The sequence below is a fragment of the Mesorhizobium sp. M0227 genome, from assembly GCF_040321855.1.
GTDB lineage: Bacteria > Pseudomonadota > Alphaproteobacteria > Rhizobiales > Rhizobiaceae > Mesorhizobium.
Genome location: NZ_JAMYSJ010000001.1, coordinates 185762 through 203814, shown reverse-complemented (window position 1 = coordinate 203814; position 18053 = coordinate 185762). Strand labels below are relative to the sequence as shown.

At 63.8% G+C, this 18053-nt stretch carries 17 protein-coding genes; 9 read left to right on the top strand and 8 right to left on the bottom strand.

Annotation, left to right across the window (positions count from 1 at the left end):
• Positions 1 to 115: 115 nt before the first annotated feature.
• Entirely contained in the window at positions 116 to 1621 is a 1506-nt protein-coding gene (gene hisS / locus NKJ00_RS00885) for a histidine--tRNA ligase (RefSeq protein ID WP_352628378.1), read from the bottom strand.
• 226 nt (positions 1622 to 1847) lie between these two features.
• Here hisS and NKJ00_RS00880 point away from each other — a divergent pair, with 226 nt between their 5' ends.
• Complete coding sequence (locus NKJ00_RS00880) at positions 1848 to 2102, top strand: hypothetical protein (RefSeq protein WP_023809021.1); 255 nt, start codon at positions 1848 to 1850, stop codon at positions 2100 to 2102.
• 29 nt (positions 2103 to 2131) lie between these two features.
• On the opposite strand, the gene NKJ00_RS00875 is transcribed toward NKJ00_RS00880, so the two are convergent.
• Complete coding sequence (locus NKJ00_RS00875; protein WP_023809022.1) at positions 2132 to 2770, bottom strand: DNA-3-methyladenine glycosylase I; 639 nt, start codon at positions 2768 to 2770, stop codon at positions 2132 to 2134.
• A 215-nt stretch (positions 2771 to 2985) separates the two neighbouring features.
• On the opposite strand from NKJ00_RS00875, the gene NKJ00_RS00870 reads away from it, so the two are divergent.
• Both NKJ00_RS00870 and NKJ00_RS00865 read left to right on the top strand, forming a co-directional pair.
• Positions 2986 to 3723 carry a L,D-transpeptidase gene (locus NKJ00_RS00870; RefSeq protein ID WP_352628376.1) on the top strand — a complete coding sequence of 246 codons (738 nt, stop codon included), beginning with the start codon at positions 2986 to 2988 and terminating at the stop codon, positions 3721 to 3723.
• Positions 3724 to 3984: 261 nt separating this feature from the next.
• Complete coding sequence (locus NKJ00_RS00865; protein ID WP_127292743.1) at positions 3985 to 4905, top strand: bifunctional 5,10-methylenetetrahydrofolate dehydrogenase/5,10-methenyltetrahydrofolate cyclohydrolase; 921 nt, start codon at positions 3985 to 3987, stop codon at positions 4903 to 4905.
• Positions 4906 to 4915: 10 nt separating this feature from the next.
• Here NKJ00_RS00865 and glcF read toward each other — a convergent pair whose 3' ends face one another.
• The 4 genes from glcF to NKJ00_RS00845 form a co-directional block, all read right to left on the bottom strand.
• A complete protein-coding gene (glcF, locus tag NKJ00_RS00860) occupies positions 4916 to 6241 on the bottom strand; it encodes a glycolate oxidase subunit GlcF (RefSeq protein ID WP_352628374.1) in 1326 nt (441 codons plus the stop codon).
• A 10-nt stretch (positions 6242 to 6251) separates the two neighbouring features.
• Entirely contained in the window at positions 6252 to 7457 is a 1206-nt protein-coding gene (locus tag NKJ00_RS00855; protein WP_352628372.1) for an FAD-binding protein, read from the bottom strand.
• Positions 7458 to 7681: 224 nt separating this feature from the next.
• Positions 7682 to 9178, bottom strand: a complete 1497-nt coding sequence (locus NKJ00_RS00850) for an FAD-linked oxidase C-terminal domain-containing protein (protein ID WP_023809027.1) — start codon at positions 9176 to 9178, stop codon at positions 7682 to 7684.
• A gap of 276 nt (positions 9179 to 9454) precedes the next feature.
• Positions 9455 to 10777 (bottom strand): DUF3422 family protein, encoded by a 1323-nt coding sequence (locus NKJ00_RS00845; protein ID WP_352628370.1) that lies wholly within the window; start codon positions 10775 to 10777, stop codon positions 9455 to 9457.
• Positions 10778 to 10980: 203 nt separating this feature from the next.
• Here NKJ00_RS00845 and NKJ00_RS00840 point away from each other — a divergent pair, with 203 nt between their 5' ends.
• The 3 genes from NKJ00_RS00840 to NKJ00_RS00830 are packed head-to-tail and all read left to right on the top strand — an operon-like array spanning position 10981 to position 13749.
• Complete coding sequence (locus tag NKJ00_RS00840; protein ID WP_023809029.1) at positions 10981 to 11784, top strand: FadR/GntR family transcriptional regulator; 804 nt, start codon at positions 10981 to 10983, stop codon at positions 11782 to 11784.
• Between the two features lie 19 nt (positions 11785 to 11803).
• A complete protein-coding gene (locus tag NKJ00_RS00835) occupies positions 11804 to 12940 on the top strand; it encodes an alpha-hydroxy acid oxidase (RefSeq protein WP_127254774.1) in 1137 nt (378 codons plus the stop codon).
• 35 nt (positions 12941 to 12975) lie between these two features.
• Positions 12976 to 13749: a metallophosphoesterase family protein gene (locus NKJ00_RS00830; RefSeq protein ID WP_352440702.1), complete on the top strand. Its 774-nt coding sequence runs from the start codon at positions 12976 to 12978 to the stop codon at positions 13747 to 13749.
• Between the two features lie 39 nt (positions 13750 to 13788).
• Here the strand turns inward: NKJ00_RS00830 and NKJ00_RS00825 are convergent, their stop codons facing one another.
• Complete coding sequence (locus tag NKJ00_RS00825; RefSeq protein ID WP_013893872.1) at positions 13789 to 13920, bottom strand: hypothetical protein; 132 nt, start codon at positions 13918 to 13920, stop codon at positions 13789 to 13791.
• Positions 13921 to 14213: 293 nt separating this feature from the next.
• Positions 14214 to 14912 (bottom strand): type 1 glutamine amidotransferase, encoded by a 699-nt coding sequence (locus NKJ00_RS00820; RefSeq protein ID WP_352628368.1) that lies wholly within the window; start codon positions 14910 to 14912, stop codon positions 14214 to 14216.
• 88 nt (positions 14913 to 15000) lie between these two features.
• Here NKJ00_RS00820 and NKJ00_RS00815 point away from each other — a divergent pair, with 88 nt between their 5' ends.
• The 3 genes from NKJ00_RS00815 (at position 15001) to NKJ00_RS00805 (ending at position 18032) form a co-directional block, all read left to right on the top strand.
• Complete coding sequence (locus NKJ00_RS00815) at positions 15001 to 15648, top strand: hypothetical protein (RefSeq protein ID WP_352628366.1); 648 nt, start codon at positions 15001 to 15003, stop codon at positions 15646 to 15648.
• Between the two features lie 31 nt (positions 15649 to 15679).
• On the top strand, positions 15680 to 16414 hold the full coding sequence (locus NKJ00_RS00810; protein ID WP_352628742.1) for a 16S rRNA (uracil(1498)-N(3))-methyltransferase: 735 nt from the start codon (positions 15680 to 15682) through the stop codon (positions 16412 to 16414).
• A gap of 244 nt (positions 16415 to 16658) precedes the next feature.
• The gene (locus tag NKJ00_RS00805) at positions 16659 to 18032 is read left to right on the top strand and encodes a glutamate--cysteine ligase (protein WP_352440705.1); all 1374 of its coding nucleotides are present in this window, start codon (positions 16659 to 16661) and stop codon (positions 18030 to 18032) included.
• Positions 18033 to 18053: the final 21 nt, after the last annotated feature.

Below are 18053 nucleotides of genomic sequence, written 5' to 3'. Positions count from 1 at the left end.
ATTGGCAGCTTCGAGCTTGGCGCGCCATCTTCAACACCGGAGATTGGCGAAAGCCTCGGCGGCATCCAATCTCCCCCCTTGCGGGGGAGATGGCCGGCAGGCCAGAGGGGGGTATTCAAGCGCCACCTTTCGCGCGATCAGCGGCCTGCGCCGCCAATATCTTCTTCACCTCACCAACCAGCTCGCTTTCCGCCACCGTCACCTGCGCCGGGCGCGCGGCGCGCCATTCGGCGTTGTCGGTGATTTCGGCCGACATGCGCGCGCCTTCGATCAGGTCTTTGATCTGCAGCTCGCCCTTGGCGCGCTCGTCGCCACCCTGGATGATTGCGACCGGGCAGCCGCGGCGGTCGGCATATTTGAGCTGCGCCTTCATGCCGGCGCCGCCGAGATACATTTCGGAGCGGATGCCGGCGGCACGCAGCTCCGAAACCATCTTCTGGTAGCGGCCGAGGCTGTCGGTGTCCTTGTCCATCACCAGCACGACGACAGGTGCGATCACATCCGAGGCGTCGAGCTTGCCGAGGTTCTTCAGCGCGGTCATCAACCTGGAGACGCCGATGGAAAAGCCGGTCGCCGGCACAGGCTCGCCGCGAAAACGCGAGACGAGGCCATCATAGCGGCCGCCGCCACCGACCGAGCCGAAGCGCACGATCTGGCCGTCTTCGTTGGGGATTTCGGCCAGAAGCTCGGCTTCGAAAACCGGGCCGGTGTAGTATTCGAGGCCGCGCACGACCGAGCGGTCCATGGCGATACGGTCCTCGCCATATCCTGCCGCCCTGACCAGCGCTTCAATCGTGGCGAGTTCGCCGACGCCTTCCTGGTAGATGGCATTCGAACTGACCATGGAATCCTGGCCTACCTGTGCATTCCTCGCTGTCGCGAGAAGGACTGCCTCGGCCTGCCCGTTATTCAACCCGGCGCCCTTGGCGAAGTCGCCTTCGCCTTCCTTGCCACCGTCCCAGCGGCCCGGGCCAAGCAAAAGCTTCACGCCTTCCGGCCCGAGCTTGTCCAGTTTGTCGATCGCGCGCAGCACCGTCAGCCTTCGTCCGGCATTCTCCTCGCCGCCAAGCCCGATCGCCTCCAGCACGCCATCCAGAACCTTGCGGTTGTTGACGCGAATGACGTAGTCGCCGCGCTTGATGCCGAGCGCTTCCATGACGTCGGCCATCATCATCGCCATTTCGGCGTCGGCGGCCACGCCCGGCGTACCGATCGTGTCGGCGTCGAACTGCATGAACTGGCGGAAGCGGCCGGGGCCTGGCTTCTCGTTGCGGAACACCCAGCCGGAGCGATAGCTGCGGTAAGGCTTGGGCAGGCGCTCGTAATTCTCGGCGACGAAACGGGCCGTCGGCGCCGTCAAATCATAGCGCAGCGACAGCCACTGGTCGTCGTCATCCTGGAAGGAGAACACGCCTTCGTTCGGCCGGTCCTGGTCGGGCAGGAATTTTCCAAGCGCATCGGTGTATTCGATCAGCGGCTGGTCAGCGGGCTCGAAACCGTAAAGCTCATAGACCGAGCGGATCGTCGCCATCATCTTCTCGACGGCGCGGATGTCCTCGGCGCTGCGGTCGGCAAAACCGCGCGGCAGTCGCGCTTTCGTCTTTTCCGATTTGTCGGCCATGAGTGAGCATCCGGTGTTTCGTGGCGTTGCGGGATAGGAAATTCCTATTCGGCAGCGCGCGTTTCCTAACTGATGCAGCCGGGAGCGGCAAGGGTCGGCACCCAGCACCACGCTCGAACCTCCGTGAAACAAAACCGCATCGAAAATGAAACAATCCCGACACGGGTGTGGCATCGTGCCGACACAATCGTCGCCCATAAGGCGGGGTAAATGAGGGCTCGGGGCCATGGTCAGCACAGCAAGATTTTACGCTATTGATGGCGAAGCCGGCGAATTGCCCGCGCGCTTGCGCCCGGCCGACATCCACGCTCCGAAAATGGTCAGCCAGGCTGCCGGCCCGTTCGAAGTGCCGGCCGACACCGGCAAAGGCCCATCCATGCGCGACGCGTTGATGACCGGCCTGCTGGTGATCTATCCGACCGTGGCCACGGTGGTGGCGATCGTCGCCGGCCTGGTGCTGGCCAGCGCCAACGGCACCTGAAATTACTCGCTTTACCGGAAGTAGAGGGGCTACTTCGGCCTTTTGAACGCCTTCCGCTGCTTCTCGACCTCTTTGCGGCAGATGCAGCCCTCGAGATGGTCGTTGACCAGGCCCATCGCCTGCATGAAGGCGTAGACAGTGGTCGGCCCCACGAAGCTCCAGCCGCGTTTCTTCAACTCCTTCGAAATCCGCACCGAGACCGCCGTGGTCGGGTTGGCGCGCAGATGGGCGAGATCGACGATCTGCGGCCGCTCCTCCTTGCCGGGTTCGAACTTCCAGAACCAGGCGGCCAGCGAGCCGAACTCGTCGGCCATTTCGCGGGCGCGCTTGGCGTTGTTGATGGTCGAGACGATCTTGCCGCGATGGCGGATGATGCCGGCATTGCCGAGCAGGCGCTCGACATCCTTGTCGGTGAAGGCGGCGACCTTGTCGAATTCGAAATTGGCGAAGGCTTCGCGAAAATTCTCCCGCTTGCGCAGAATGGTCAGCCACGACAGGCCAGACTGAAAGCCTTCGAGGCAGATCTTTTCGAACAGCCTGCGGTCGTCGGCCACAGGCCGGCCCCATTCATGATCGTGGTAGTGCAGATAGTCGGGCAGATTGCCGTGCCAGAAGCAGCGCGCGACACCATCGGGACCGGCGAGCAGTCCGGTGTTTTCCTTGTCCATAAGCCAAAATCCGTTCGTTAACGCGCTTTTGCGCGGCATTTACTGCGGCTTTACCAGATTCCTGAACCCGGCGGTAACCACATCAAAAGGTTTACCGACAGTTCCGCATTTTACGCATTCCGATTCATGTTTCGGTTGCTGCTTGCGCGCCAATGATCGCCGAACCGGGAGGACGTTTCCACCCGTTTTGTATCAGACGATCAAGGTGCGTTACGATGAAGACAGTTCTGTTTCCCGTGCTCGGCGCCGTGGCTGTGTTTGCCGCCGGCGTCACGCCCTCCACCGCCGGCGACCGCTATGCCGACAGGCCGCCGGTGATGGTGAGCCCCGACCTTTCGGCACCCTGGGTGCTGCAGCTTGGCCAGGCACCCGGCATCGTGCGCCAGAACCGCCAGGTCGTCCAGCAACAGCGGCGCCTGCGCCTGGCGCAGCCCGACCGAGTGCAGACTGCGGCGGTGCAGCCGCCGGCCAAGCGCATGGTCGCGCGTCCTCAGATCAACCCGATCTACCTGCCGCAGGAAGTCGACTATGACGGAGGCCAGAAGCCGGGCACGATCGTCATCGACACCACGCAGAATTTCCTCTTCCTGGTCGAGAAGAACGGCAAGGCAAGGCGCTATGGCGTCGGCACCGGCAAGCCGGGCTTCGAATGGTCGGGTACGCACAAGATCACCAACAAGCGCGAATGGCCGGACTGGCGCCCGCCGGCGCAGATGATCAAGCGTGAAGCCGCCAAGGGCCGCTATTTGCCGACCTATCTTGCCGGCGGCACGGAGAACCCGCTTGGCGCCCGCGCGCTCTACCTCGGCACGACCGAGTACCGCATCCACGGCACCAACCAGCCGTGGACGATCGGCGGTGCGGTGTCATCGGGCTGCATCCGCATGCGCAACGAGGACGTCGTCGACCTCTATGAACGGGTCAATGTCGGAACCACGGTCGAGGTGATATAGTAGGTCCTGCGAATCACCTGGCCGGCAAAGCAGTCCGCTTTTCGAGGCCAGTTTAGGGACAACGGGGGACGGGCCGTATGGGGATGCGGCCGGTCAGGAAGGGCAGCACGGGAAACCGCGCTGCCCTTTCCGTTTTGAGCAGAAATCGAGGGCAGAAGGTCACCCACGCGTCGCGCAACGGGCATAGCGGTTCGCTTTCATGCTGCCCTTTGCCGCATTCTTTTGCTATCTCGGTGGCTAGTTCCACAAAAGAGTTCACCCATGCCCCTGTCCGAAGACAGCCGTTATCTCAAGGGCGGCCCGGTCGCCCAGCGCATCATCGCCGCCGTTCGCGAGGACGCCGCGATCGCCAAAGCCGAGGGCTTTCCCCCCAAGCTGATCTCGATCACCGTCGGCGACACCGATGCGGTGGATGTTTATGTGCGCAACCAGCGCGCCAAGGCTGAGCTCGCCGGCATCGATTTCGAGGAACGGCGCTTTCCCGCCACCATCACGGCAGGCGAGTTGGAAGCGGCCATTCACGGCCTGAACGCCGATCCGCGCGTTACCGGCATCATCATCCAGCGGCCGGTCCCAGTGCATATCCCTATCAGGACGCTGCAGGCGGCGGTGCATCCGCTCAAGGATGTCGAAGGCATGCATCCGGCCTCGATCGGCAACATCGTCTACAACCAGCTCGATCTCGCGCCTTGCACGGCGGCGGCCTCGGTCGAACTGCTCAAGGAAACCGGCCTCGACCTCAAGGGACTGGAAGTCGTCATCGTCGGCCATTCGGAAATCGTCGGCAAGCCGATCGCCTTCCTGTTGATGAGCGAAGGCGCGACGGTGACCGTGTGCCACCACATGACGCGGTCGGTCGCCGCCCATGCGCGACGTGCCGATGCGCTGTTCGTCGCCGTTGGCAAGCCGCGGCTGATCAAGGCCGACATGGTCAAGCCGGGTGCGGCCGTCATCGACATCGGCATCAATTCCGAAATCGGCCCCGACGGCTCAAGCCGCATCGTCGGCGACGTCGACACCGAAAGCGTGCGCGAGGTCGCCTCCTGGATCACCCCGGTGCCGGGCGGCGTCGGCCCGATTACGGTCGCCATCCTGCTGCGCAACACCATGGTGGCGCTCAGCCGCCAGCGTGCGCTTTATGAGGCGACCTACGGTACGGCGGACAGGCTCGCGGCGGAGTAAGCGCGGCGCCCTACTCCGCGGCGATGAGGTTCTCTCCCCGAACGCCTTCCGGCATCGGTCCGCCATAGGCCCAGTCGAGCAGTTTTATCGTGTGCACCACCGGCAGCTTGGCGGCGGAAGCGATCTGGGTGATGCAGCCGATGTTGCCGGTGGCGACGATCGAAGCCCCCGTCGCCTCGATGTTTGTCACCTTGCGGTCGCGCAGTTTGGCCGAGATTTCGGACTGCAGGATGTTGTAGGTGCCGGCCGAACCGCAGCACAAATGCCCTTCGCGCGGCTCGCGCACGATGAAGCCGGCCTTGGCCAGCAGCTCCTTCGGCTGGCGGGTGATCTTCTGGCCGTGCTGCATCGAACAGGCCGAGTGATAGGCGACGACCGTGCCCGGCTTGCGCACCGGTTCAGGCAGGTCGAAGGTCGAGAGATATTCGGTAATGTCCATGGCCAGCGCCGAAACGCGCGCCGCCTTGTCGGCATAGGCCGGGTCGAGCCGCAACATGAAGCCGTAATCCTTGATCGTCGTGCCGCAGCCGGACGCGGTGATGACGATAGCATCGAGCCCACCCTGGTCGATCGCCCACGTCCAGGCGTTGACATTTTGTCTCGCCGAGGCAAGGGCGGCTTGCTCGCGCCCCATATGATGCACCAGCGCGCCGCAGCAGCCTTCGCCCGGTGGCACCACGACCTCGACGCCGAGCCGCGTCAGCAGCGAAATCGTCGTCTCGTTGATGGCGGGATCGAGCACCGATTGCGCACAGCCGGTGAGGATGGCGACGCGGCCTCTTTTGCTCCCCTGCCCGGCATGGATGCCAGGTGAAGCTATCGACGATGCTGTCGGGATCGAGGCCGGCGCCAGCTTGAGCATCGCACTGAGCGGTTTCAGCGCCGGAACCTTGTCGAACAAGCCTATGAAGGGCTTGCCCAGCTTCGCCAGCTTGAGCGCCGCGCGAAAACGCTGGGGGTAGGGCAGCACGAAGGCCAGCATGGCGCGGGTCAGGCGGTCGAGCAGCGGCCGCTTGTAGGTCTCCTGGATATGGGCGCGGGCATGGTCGACCAGATGCATGTAGTTGACGCCCGACGGGCAGGTGGTCATGCAGGCAAGGCACGACAGGCAGCGATCGATATGGGTGACGATCTCCTTGTCGGCCGGACGGCCGTTCTCCAGCATGTCCTTGATCAGGTAGATGCGCCCGCGCGGTGAATCGAGCTCGTTGCCAAGCGTCACATAGGTCGGGCAGGTAGCGGTGCAGAAGCCGCAATGCACGCATTTGCGCAGGATCTTTTCCGATTCCGCGACATGCGGATCGGCAAGCTGGGCAAGCGAAAAATTGGTCTGCATCGCTGATGTCCTAGGCCATTCGGCCGGGATTGAGGATATTCTTCGGGTCGAATTCCTGTTTCAGGCGCGCCGCTAGTGCGGCAAGCGCCGGCGGCTGCGGCTCGAACACCGGCACAGCAGCACGATGCGAAGGTGCGGCACGCACCAGCGTCGCATGGCCGCCGCCATGTTTCCTCGACAGCCCGCGCAGCAAAGCAGCTTCCGGATCGCCCTCTTCCATGCGCAGCCACACCAGCCCGCCCTGCCAGTCATAGAAGGCGCTGACGGCGGCCTGCATGCGCAGCGTCAGGACCATCTGGTGGCCCTCGCCCGGCGTCATCGACACGCGCCAGACCGGTTTCTCGCCGTTGTCGGCGAAAGGCCTGCAATCGCGCACATCGCGCCAGATCAGCCGTGAAGCCTCACCGGCAATCTCCTGCAGCGGCCCGGCCTTGCCGAGCAGCGTTTTCAGCGCGGTGATGCGGTAGGCGACTGACGGGCCAAAACCCTCGACACGCAGCAGCGTGGCAGCGTCGCTGCCGAGCGCGCTGCCAGCGACCCGTGCAGCGATGCGCTCCGGCAGGTGCGCGGCACTCGACACTTCCGCGCTTGAACCGAGCGCCAGGGCCATGGCGGCGGCAGCGGCATCGTCGAGCAAGCCACGGATGGCGAGCGTGACTTCGGTCTCGGCGGCCGGCAGCACCTTGAAGGTGACGTCGGTGAAGGCGGCCAGCGTGCCCCAGCTGTTGGCCATCAGCTTGGACATGTCATAGCCGGTGACGTTCTTGACCACGCGACCGCCCGACTTGAAGGCCTCGCCGCGCCCGGACACCACATTGATGCCCAGGATATGATCGCGCGCCGCGCCCGCCTTCAGCCGGCGCGGCCCGGAGAGGTTTGCGGCGAGCACGCCGCCGATTGTGCCTTTGCCAGCTTCGCCGCCGAGCAGTGGGCCGTAGTCCATCGGCTCGAAGGCAAGCTGCTGGCCGTTTTCCGCCAGCAGCTTTTCGATCTCGGCCAGCGGTGTGCCGGCTTTTGCCGACAGCACCAGTTCAGCCGGTTCATAGAGCGTGACGCCAGAGAGTTTCGACAAGTCGAGCGTGTGTTCGGTTTGCAGCGGCCGGCCGATGCCACGCTTGGAGCCGTGGCCGAGGATTTCCAGCGGCGAGCCTTCCGCCGCTGCCCAGGCGACGGTGGAGGGGACTTCGGATGAGGTGGTCGGGGTGAAGGTGGTCATGAGATCGACGCCCCATCGACAGATGCGGAGGCGTCGCGATCCTTCACACCCCCCTCTGTCCTGCCGGACATCTCCCCCGCAAGGGGGGAGATCGGCAACTTCAACGTCGCATCTGTCTTCCAACGCCGGCAGTTGGCGAAAGCCGCGATGATAGCCAATCTCCCCCCTTGCGGGGGAGATGTCCGGCAGGACAGAGGGGGGTGTTCAAGCGCCGACATGTCCACTCAAAACCTCGGAATGTCCGGGAACGGCAGTTTGCCGCCGGAAATGTGCATCCGCCCAAGCTCGGCGCATCGCCGCAGCTGCGGGAACACTTTTCCCGGGTTGAGCAGATGGTTGGGATCGAAGGCACATTTGACCCGCATCTGCTGGTCGAGATCGATCTGGGTGAACATTTCCGGCATCAAGTCGCGTTTTTCCACGCCCACACCGTGTTCGCCGGTCAAGACGCCGCCGACCTTGACGCAGAGCCGCAATATGTCGGCGCCGAAGCTTTCGGCCTTGTCGAGTTCGCCCGGTACGTTGGCATCGTAGAGGATCAGCGGATGCAGATTGCCGTCGCCGGCATGAAAGACATTGGCGACGCCGAGACCGTATTTTTCCGACAGCTCGCGCATGCCGGCGAGCACGCGCGGCAGCTCCTTGCGCGGGATGGTGCCGTCCATGCAGTAGTAATCGGGCGAGATGCGGCCGACCGCCGGAAACGCCGCCTTGCGGCCGGCCCAGAAGCTCAGCCGTTCCTGTTCGGACTGCGAAATGCGGCAGGTGGTCGAGCCGTTCTTGTAGGCGATCGCCTCGACCAGCCCGATCAGATGATCGACCTCGACGCCGGGGCCGTCGAGCTCGACGATCAGCAGCGCCTCGACATCGAGGGGATAGCCGGCATGAACGAAATCTTCCGCCGCATGGATCGCCGGCCGGTCCATCATCTCCATGCCGCCCGGGATGATGCCGGCGCCGATGATGTCGGCGACGCACTGGCCGCCCTGCTCGCTGGTCGGGAAGCCGATCAGCAGTGCACGTGCCGTCTCCGGTTTCTTCAGGATGCGTACGGTAACCTCGGTGACGACGCCGAGCAGCCCTTCGGAGCCGGTCATGACGCCGAGCAGGTCGTAGCCTTCCGCATCAAGGTGACTGCCCCCCAGCCGCACCACTTCGCCATTCATCAGCACCATCTCGATGCCGAGCACATTGTTGGCGGTTAGGCCGTATTTCAGGCAGTGCACGCCGCCGGAATTCTCCGCGACATTGCCGCCGATCGAGCAGGCGATCTGGGAGGATGGATCGGGGGCGTAGTAAAAGCCCTCCTGCTCGACGGCGGTGGTGATGCCGAGATTGGTGACGCCCGGCTGGGCAACGACGACGCGATTGGGGAAATCGATCCCGAGGATGCGGTTGAAGCGGCTCATGACCAAAAGCACCGCGTCCTCGAGCGGCAGCGCGCCGCCCGACAGCGAGGTGCCGGAGCCGCGCGGCACGACGCGGATGTTGCGGTCGTTGCAGTATTTCAGCACGCGCGAAACCTGCGCCACCGTTTGCGGCAGCACGACAACCAGCGGCAGCTGCCGATAGGCGGTCAGGCCGTCGCTCTCGAAGGCGCGCATGGAATTGGCGGCGTCGACGACGCCCTCACCCGGCACGATGATGCGCATGTCGGCGACGATCTCGTCGCGCCGGCGCATCGTGGCGTCGTCTGGTTTCGGCATGGCCAAGCCGGACATCAGCAGCCTCATTTCGCTTGACTGGTCAAAATCTTTTACCAGTGAAGCGCGTTGGGTGCAAATCCTGTGGCGGCGGGAATCCGCTTCAAGGCTGAGGCAAGCTTCCTCAGCGGCAATCTGCCGCTCTCTCACCCTCCCCTTGTGGGGAGGGTCGCGAACGAAGCGAGCGGGGTGGGGGTCCGCGCGGCGCTCTACGAGGACCACCACCCCGTCTCACGATCTTCGCTTCGCTGCGATCATGAGCCGACCCTCCCCACAAGGGGAGGGTGAGCAGATCTATTCGCCGGGCGGCTTGCCGGGCTCGGAATGCATCCGGCGCACACGGCGTACGCCCCACGAGACCAGCAGGATGGCGACAGGCACCGAAGCAGCGGTAACGATCTCCGGCGCGAAGGCATGGCCGAAGATCGAGGCGCCCTTGGCGACATAGCCGACAAGGCCGACCACATAATAGGAGACGGCGGCGACCGAGAGCCCCTCGACGGTCTGCTGCAGGCGCAGTTGCAGGCGGGCGCGGTTGTTCATCGAGGCAAGCAGGTCGCGGTTCTGCTTCTCGACCTCGACATCGACCCAGGTGCGCAGCAGCGTCGTGGCGCGGGTCAGTTTTCGCGACAGATTTTCCTGCCGCTCCTCGACCGAGCGGCAGGTGCGCATTGCGGGTGCCACACGGCGCTGCAGGAACCCGCGCCATGTGTCATAACCGGGCACAGCCTCTTCCTCGAGCGCCTCCAGCCGTTCGCCGACGATGCCGTCATAAGCGCGGCTGGCGCCGAAGCGGTAAAGGCTCGATGCCGCGTCCGCCTCCAGCTCCGCCGCAAGTTCGGTCAGATCGGCCAGCAAGGTCTGGCTGTCGCGTGTCCCGGCGACCTTCATCTCCAGCGTGGTCTGCGCCAGCCGGTCTTCGATGCGGCGGGCGCGGCCGGACAAGGTCAACGCCAGCGGCAGGCCGAGCATGGCCAGCGTCCGATAGGTTTCGATGTCGATAAGCCGCTGCGACAACGCGCCGGTGCGCGCCGGGGTCAAACCGCGATCGAGCAGCAGCATGCGCGTCAGGCCATCGCCATCCTGGCGAAAATCGGTGACGATGGCGGCGTTTCCGCGCTCGACCAGCGAGTAGCACAGACTGGTCGGGTCGAAACCGGCTATCAGTTGCTCGCTCGCTTGCGTCCATTTGCGGATTTCGAGCCTGATGCCGGAGATGCAGGTTCCCGGCGGCGAAAACCCGTTGCCGAAGGGTGAGTCCTCCTGCGTCCTGCCGCTTTCGGAAAGCGGCCCTTCCCACAAATAGGTCGAGAATTCGGTGTGCCGCTCCCAGCGCAGCGAGCCCTTGCCCCATTTCATGGCATGGTGGCGGGCCTGGCGGTCGGGCGCGGCGATGCCGAGGCGCCGCGACAGTTCGGAAAGCACCGCGTGGTCGACGCCGGAGCCACCCTCCGTCATGAAGGCGAGTTGCATCAGGACGCGTGGCTTTTCGATCAGCGGATGCGGCCGGGCATGAACCTCGCCGAGTGCGCCGGGCCGCCCCTCATGCGCGGGAAAGCCCATGACGCTGCCCTTGGCGCGCGGCTGGAATTCGAGATCGGACGGGTCGTCTGACACGGCTTGTTCCCTGGGTTCCTTGAACCCTCTTGCACGTGCGTCCCTCTAGTGCCAATGGCCTTATGACGCAAACAGCAAAGTTAGCCGAAGATGATGGCATCAGGGCGAAAAATCGGCACGCTTTTGTCAATTGGATAAATAATTTGACCAGTTGGCGAGGCAGGCTCTATTCTGCGACACCGGTTCACCTTCCAGGCATTCTGTTGAGCGACATTTTTTCCAGGATCGAGCATTCGCGCACCGCCGACGAGGTGGTGCAGCAGATCGAGAGCCTCATCCTCGAAGGCGTGCTGCGCACCGGCGACCGGCTGCCGGGCGAGCGCGAGCTTGCACGCCAGTTCGACGTATCCCGGCCGATCCTGCGTGACGCCCTGAAGGCACTGGAAGGACGCGGCCTTTTGACGACAAGGCCCGGCGGCGGCACGCATGTCGCCGATGTCATCGGCCAGCTTTTCACCAAGCCGGTGACGGACCTGATCTCGATGCACCGCAAGGCAGTGACCGATTATCTGGAATACCGCCGCGAGATCGAAGGGGTCGCGGCTGAATACGCGGCACGGCGCGCCACTGCGGACGACATGGCGCTGCTCGACAAGATCATGGCACGCATGGACGATGCGCACCGGACCGGCGACTTCGACGACGAAGCCGAGATCGATGTCGAGTTCCACCACGCGATCTGCGAATGCGCGCACAACATCATCCTTTTGCACACGCTGCGCTCCTGTTACCGGCTGTTGTCGGAGGGCGTGTTCCAGAACCGGCTGCTGGTGTTCAGCGTGCCCGGCGCGCGCGACGCCCTGCTCGCGCAGCACCGCGCGATCCATGCGGCGGTGAAGGCCGGCGATCCGGATGCTGCCCGGCAAGCGGCGATGGACCACATCACCTATGTCGAACGGTCGATGGCGGAGGCCGAGCGCAGCGGCGACTGGCAGCGCGTCTCGCGGCTGAGGTTGAAACAGCGCGTCGACGCCACCGATACAGAACCAGCACGCAAACGCTCCTAGCTATCGAGACGGGAAGCCCATGAGCCAGATCCTGACCATCGCCGACCTCAAGGACCTCGCCCGCCGGCGCGTGCCGAAGATGTTCTTCGACTATGCCGATTCCGGTTCGTGGACCGAAGGCACGTATCGGGCCAACGAAGAGGACTTCCAGAAGATCAAGTTCCGCCAGCGCGTGCTCGTCGACATGGACAACCGTTCGCTGGCATCGACGATGATCGGCGAAAAAGTGTCGATGCCGGTGGCATTGGCGCCAACCGGCATGACCGGCATGCAGCACGCCAATGGCGAGATGCTGGCGGCTCAGGCTGCGGAGGAATTCGGCGTGCCGTTTACCTTGTCGACGATGAGCATCTGCTCGATCGAGGATGTCGCCTCGGTAACCACGAAGCCGTTCTGGTTTCAGCTCTATGTGCTGCGTGACAAGGATTTCGTGCTCAACCTGATCGACAGGGCAAAGGCGGCGAAATGCTCGGCGCTCGTGCTGACGCTCGACCTGCAGATTCTCGGTCAGCGCCACAAGGACATCCGCAACGGGCTTTCGGCGCCACCCAAGCTGACGCTGACGAACATCGTCGACATGGCCATCCGCCCGCACTGGTGCGCCGCCATGGCCGGCACGAAGCGGCGAACCTTCCGCAACATTGTCGGCCACGCCAAGGGCGTCGGCAACATGGCCTCGCTGGCATCGTGGACGACGGAGCAGTTCGACCCGCATCTGTCGTGGAAGGACGTCGCCTGGATCAAGGAGCGCTGGGGCGGCAAGCTGATTCTCAAGGGCATTCTCGACAAGGAGGACGCGCTGATGGCGGCCAAGACCGGCGCCGACGCGATCATCGTTTCCAACCATGGCGGGCGCCAGCTCGATGGTGCGTCGTCGTCGATCGGCGTGCTGGAAGAGATTGCCGACGCGGTCGGCGACACGATCGAAGTGCATATGGATGGCGGCATCCGCTCCGGCCAGGATGTGCTGAAGGCGCTTTGCCTCGGTGCCAAGGGAACCTATATCGGCCGGCCATTTCTTTACGGCCTGGGTGCACTTGGCAAGGAAGGGGTTACCAAGGCGTTGGAAATCATCCGCAAGGAGATGGACATCACGCTGGCGCTGTGCGGAAAGCGTCTTGTCACCGACATGGGCAAGGACCAGCTCCGGCGCTAAGCCCGTGACCGCGTGACCACGGAGACACCGAAAAATTGGCAGAACCCGGCATCCATTTTCTCGACGCGCATGGGCCGGAAGGTGTGCGTCTTTACGCGATCGGCGACGTCCACGGCCGGCTCGACCTGCTGGCCGCCATGCATCTGCGCATCAGGGCCGAGATCGAGCAGGAGGCGCCTGCCGACTGGCGCATCATCCATCTTGGCGACTATGTCGACCGCGGGCCGGACTCGAAGGGCGTCATCGATTTCCTGATCGAAGCGCAAGAGCGCGACCCTCGTCACCTGATGCTGGCCGGCAACCACGACATCGGTTTTCTCGACTTTCTCAAGACCCCTGACCCGGAAGGGCTTTTCATCCGGTTCGGCGGCATCCAGACGGCACAGTCCTACGGCGTGGCGATCAGTGAAGGCACAAGCGTGTGGTTCGGCAAAGCCGAATCGGCCGTGCGCAAAGGACATCAGGCCCTGGTCGAGGCCGTACCGCAAAGCCACATCGACTTCCTGCGATCGCTGCCGTTCTCCGCGATTTTCGGGGACTTCTTCTTCTGTCATGCCGGCATCAGGCCGGGTAATCCTCTGGAGAAGCAAAACCCACAGGACCTGATCTGGATCCGCGACGTCTTCCACAACCACACCGACCTCTATCCGAAGATCGTGGTGCACGGCCACACCCCGGTGCCGGAGGCGGAAGTGATGGCCAACCGCGTCAATGTCGACACGCTTGCCTGGCAATCAGGCATGCTGAGCGCGCTCGTCGTCGACGGCGCGGATAAACGCATCCTGACAATGACGATCAAGGAAGCTTGAGCGTCGCGCGTCGGAGGACGCGAAAGGCGCTTCCCGCCTTTAGCGCAGCGAGGCGGTGACGCCGTAACCGTCTACGGCATTGTGGTTGTTGGCTGCGTCGGCGGCATAGATGCCGAGACCGCACAGCACGATGGCGGACAACATGGCAAAGGACAGAAGCGCTGCTTTCACGGAGGTCATCTCTTGTTGAGCTTTCTGCATCTGTGCACCAGGCGGTTACCAATGCGTTGAAACGGAGAATTCGCTTCAAAGTTTCGACGATTTTGCGCTTCTAGGCATGTTCTGTATCAACGGTGTGTCGCGGGGGTCACACAAAAGGTTCATAACCGTTGCACAGAAGATGCAGAGCGCGCGCCTTCTAGGATGGCGGGCGGACACAAGCCAAGAATGAAACGGTTTTCCCCAGGCGGTTTCACCGCCGCGTGCCAATTATGTCACGCTGGAGGGTACGGAGAGACCAACGCTCAGATGGTCGCTACCCAGGCACGGGCAATGGCGAGGCCAGCGGCATCCGCATCGGGTCCGTTGCGAGCCATTTCGCCATCGAGCTTGCCGGCCCAGTCGGGATGGCGCGCGGCGATGGTCGGGGCAAAGGACGTGCTCCAGTCCTTGACCATCGGCCGGTCGGCCTCGAAATGGAACTGGAAGCCATAGACGGCGCGGCCGACGCGAAACGCCTGGTTCTCGGCGACATCGTTGCCGGCGAGCCGCACGGCGGTTTCGGGCAAAACGAACGTGTCGTCATGCCACTGGAAGATCGGGAATTTTGCCGGCAGCGCGCCCAGCACCGGATCGGCCTTGGCGTCCGCCGTCAGCGATACGCCGCGCCAACCGAACTCATTGGCGCCGCCGATGCGGTTTTCGCCGCCGAAGGCACGGGCGACGAGCTGGCTGCCGAGGCAGATGCCGAGCACGGCGCGATCCTTGTCGGCAAAGTCGCGGGTCAGTTCGAGCAGTGCCGGGAAATAGGGGTACTCATCGTCGGCCAGCGCATTCTGGCCCCCGCCGAGCACCACCATGGCATCATGCCCGGCCGCGTCATCCGGCAGGGGATCGCCCCTGTAAGGGAGACGCAGGTCGAGATCGGCACCCGCTTCCGCAAGTGCTGCGCCGACCTGGCCAAGGCCGGTATTGTCGTAGTTCTGGACCACCAGCACCCGCATCACAAAACCCTGCTGACATGAAAAAGATGCGACCAGCGATACCATGCCGCTCGCATTGCAGCCAAGATGCGTGTCCGGAGAGAAAACTATGCCACTGCAGAACCGGGTCGATCCGTTCGGTACCATCCACGCCGTGCCTGATCGCGGCCTGTTCACCGGCAATCGCGGCATCATCCACGACCCCGAGACGAAGACGCTCAAGAAAAAGCGCTGGGCGCTTCAGGCCTGGATCATCTGCGTCTGCCAATTCCGCAATGTGCGGCGCGAACCGATGGGCCGCAACCGGAAGGGCGGCAAAGCGGGCTGGACCGAGCTGTTCTTCCTCGACGAAGTAACGGCACTGGCGGCCGGGCATCGCCCCTGCTTCTTTTGCCAGCGCGAACGGGCCAGGGATTTCGTCGGCCGCTTCGGCGAAGCCTTCGGCATTGCCGAACCGCGTGCGCCGATGGTCGACAAGCAGCTGCACAAGGAGCGGCTGGCTTCGGGTGGCAGGCCGCCAGGGGTTGCTGTTGAAGACCTTGCCCGGCTGCCCGACGGCGCCATGGTCGCGGATGGCGCCACGGTTTATGCTTTGCGTCGGGGCAAGACGCTGCGCTGGTCGTTTGCCGGGTATGAGCATCCCGGCGATTTCGGCCTGCTCAACGGCAAGACACTCTCGCTGCTGACGCCGGCCACAACGCTCGCCGTGCTGCGGCATGGCTTTCGGCCGGTGTGGCATCCGACCGCCGAGGCTTGACGCCGGCAGCCGGCTCGCTCATTCCTCGGCGATGCGCGCCAATTACAAGATGCAACGTCTGTTCGTGCCCGACGATCTCGCGCCGGATGTAGAGTTCGAAGCCGGCCAACAGCAGAGCCACTATCTCCGGCATGTGCTGCGGCTTGGCGAAGGCGCCGAAATCCTGGTGTTCAATGGCCGCGACGGCGAGTGGTCGGCGGCCATCGCGGCGAAGACGAAAAGGGCGGTGCGGCTGAAGGTGTCGGCGCTGCAGCGGCCGCAGCCGCCGCTGCCCGATCTCGTCTACTGCTTTGCGCCACTGAAGCAGGGCCGGCTCGACTATCTCGTGCAGAAGGCGGTCGAGATGGGCGCCGGCATCCTGCAGCCGGTCATCACCCAGCACACGCAAGTGGCCAAGCCGTCGATCGATCGCCTGCGCGCCAATGTCGTCGAAGCCGCCGAACAATGCGGCATCTTGGCGGTACCTCAGGTGCACGAAGCCGAAAAATTCGACCGCCTGCTGATCGGCTGGGACACAGGGCGACGGCTGATCTTCTGCGATGAGGATGCTTCGACCAACAATCCGCTGGCCGCGCTGCAGGCGGTCAAGGAAAAGAAGCTTGGGCTGCTGGTCGGGCCGGAGGGTGGCTTTTCCGACGACGAGCGCAAGATGCTGCGCGCCCTGCCCTTCGTCACCGCCATTCCGCTCGGCCCGCGTATCCTGCGCGCCGATACGGCGGCGGTGGCCGCGCTCGCGGTGATGCAGGCGACAGTCGGAGACTGGTAAGACCTCGCCTCTTGCAAGGAATGGGCAGCGCTGCCACGTTCAATTCCTGTTGACCTGTGGCTCAGGATTTTTCGCTTGATCGTCTGCTGACATTTCGTCCATTTAGCGCCGGCGATCGTCCGATCGTCCTACAGCGCCCGCCGCCTTTCGGACGTGCAAAGGACACTGTAGCATTCCATTGGGGCACATGATCCCCAGCGAAAGTCGAAAGCCGATTTTCGGGGTCATGTGCAGAGGGTTCATAATGGCGCGCGATACGACCGATTTCCGCCCGATCGAAGGTGTCGACGAACTCGTCGAGCATCTGGCCGAAGGCAACAAGCCGCGCGACAAATGGCGCATCGGCACCGAGCACGAGAAATTCCCCTTCTATGTCGACGGCAATGCACCGGTCCCCTATGGCGGCGAGCGCGGCATCCGCGCCATTCTCGAAGGCATGCAGTCAAAGCTCGGCTGGGATCCGATCGTCGATGACGGCCGCATCATTGGCCTGGTCGAACCGACCGGTCAGGGTGCGATTTCGCTGGAACCCGGCGGCCAGTTCGAGCTTTCCGGCGCACCGCTGGAGACGATCCACCAGACCTGCCGGGAGGGCAACGCCCATCTGGCGCAGGTGCGCGAGATCGCCGAGCCGATGGGCATCCGCTTCCTCGGCCTCGGCGGCAGTCCGAAATGGTCGCTGGCCGAGACGCCGAAAATGCCGAAATCGCGCTACGAGATCATGACGCGCTACATGCCCAAGGTTGGTACCAAGGGCCTCGACATGATGTACCGCACCTGCACGATCCAGGTGAATCTCGACTTCGAGAGCGAGGCCGACATGCGCCGCAAGATGCAAGTGTCGTTGAAGCTGCAGCCGCTGTCGACGGCATTGTTCGCCAATTCGCCTTTCACCGAAAGCCACCCGAACGGCTTGCAGAGCTGGCGCGGCGACATCTGGCGCGACACCGACAACCAGCGCTCGGGCCTGCTCGAATTCTGCTTCTCGCCCGATTTCGGCTTTGCCGACTATGTCGAATGGGCGCTCGACGTGCCGATGTATTTCGTCATCCGGGACGACCGCTATCACGACATGACCCACATCACCTTCCGCCAGTTCATGGCCGGGGCCGCGCGCAATGCAGTGCCGGACGGGCTGCCGACAATGGGCGACTGGGCGAACCATCTGTCAACGCTGTTCCCGGACGTGCGGCTGAAGCGCTTCCTCGAGATGCGCGGCGCCGATGGCGGGCCATGGCGGCGCATCTGCGCGCTGCCGGCCTTCTGGGTCGGATTGCTTTATGATGAGGCCGCACTCGATGCCGCCGAGGCGCTGACCTCGAGCTGGACGTATGAAGAAACGCTGGCGATGCGCAACGCCGTGCCGGAACAAGGCATTTCCGCACCGTTCCGCAACACCACGCTGCGCGAGATCGCGCGTGACGTGATGGTCATTTCCCGCATGGGCCTGAAGAACCGTGGCAAGAAGAACCGCGACGGCTACGACGAGACCTCCTTCCTCAACACGTTGGACGAAGTCGTGGCGCGCGGCACCACCAGCGCCGAGGAGATGCTATCGGCCTACCACACGCGCTGGGGCGGCTCGATCGAGCCGGTTTTCATGGAATACGCCTATTAACCCTCGGATTTGGCAAAGCTG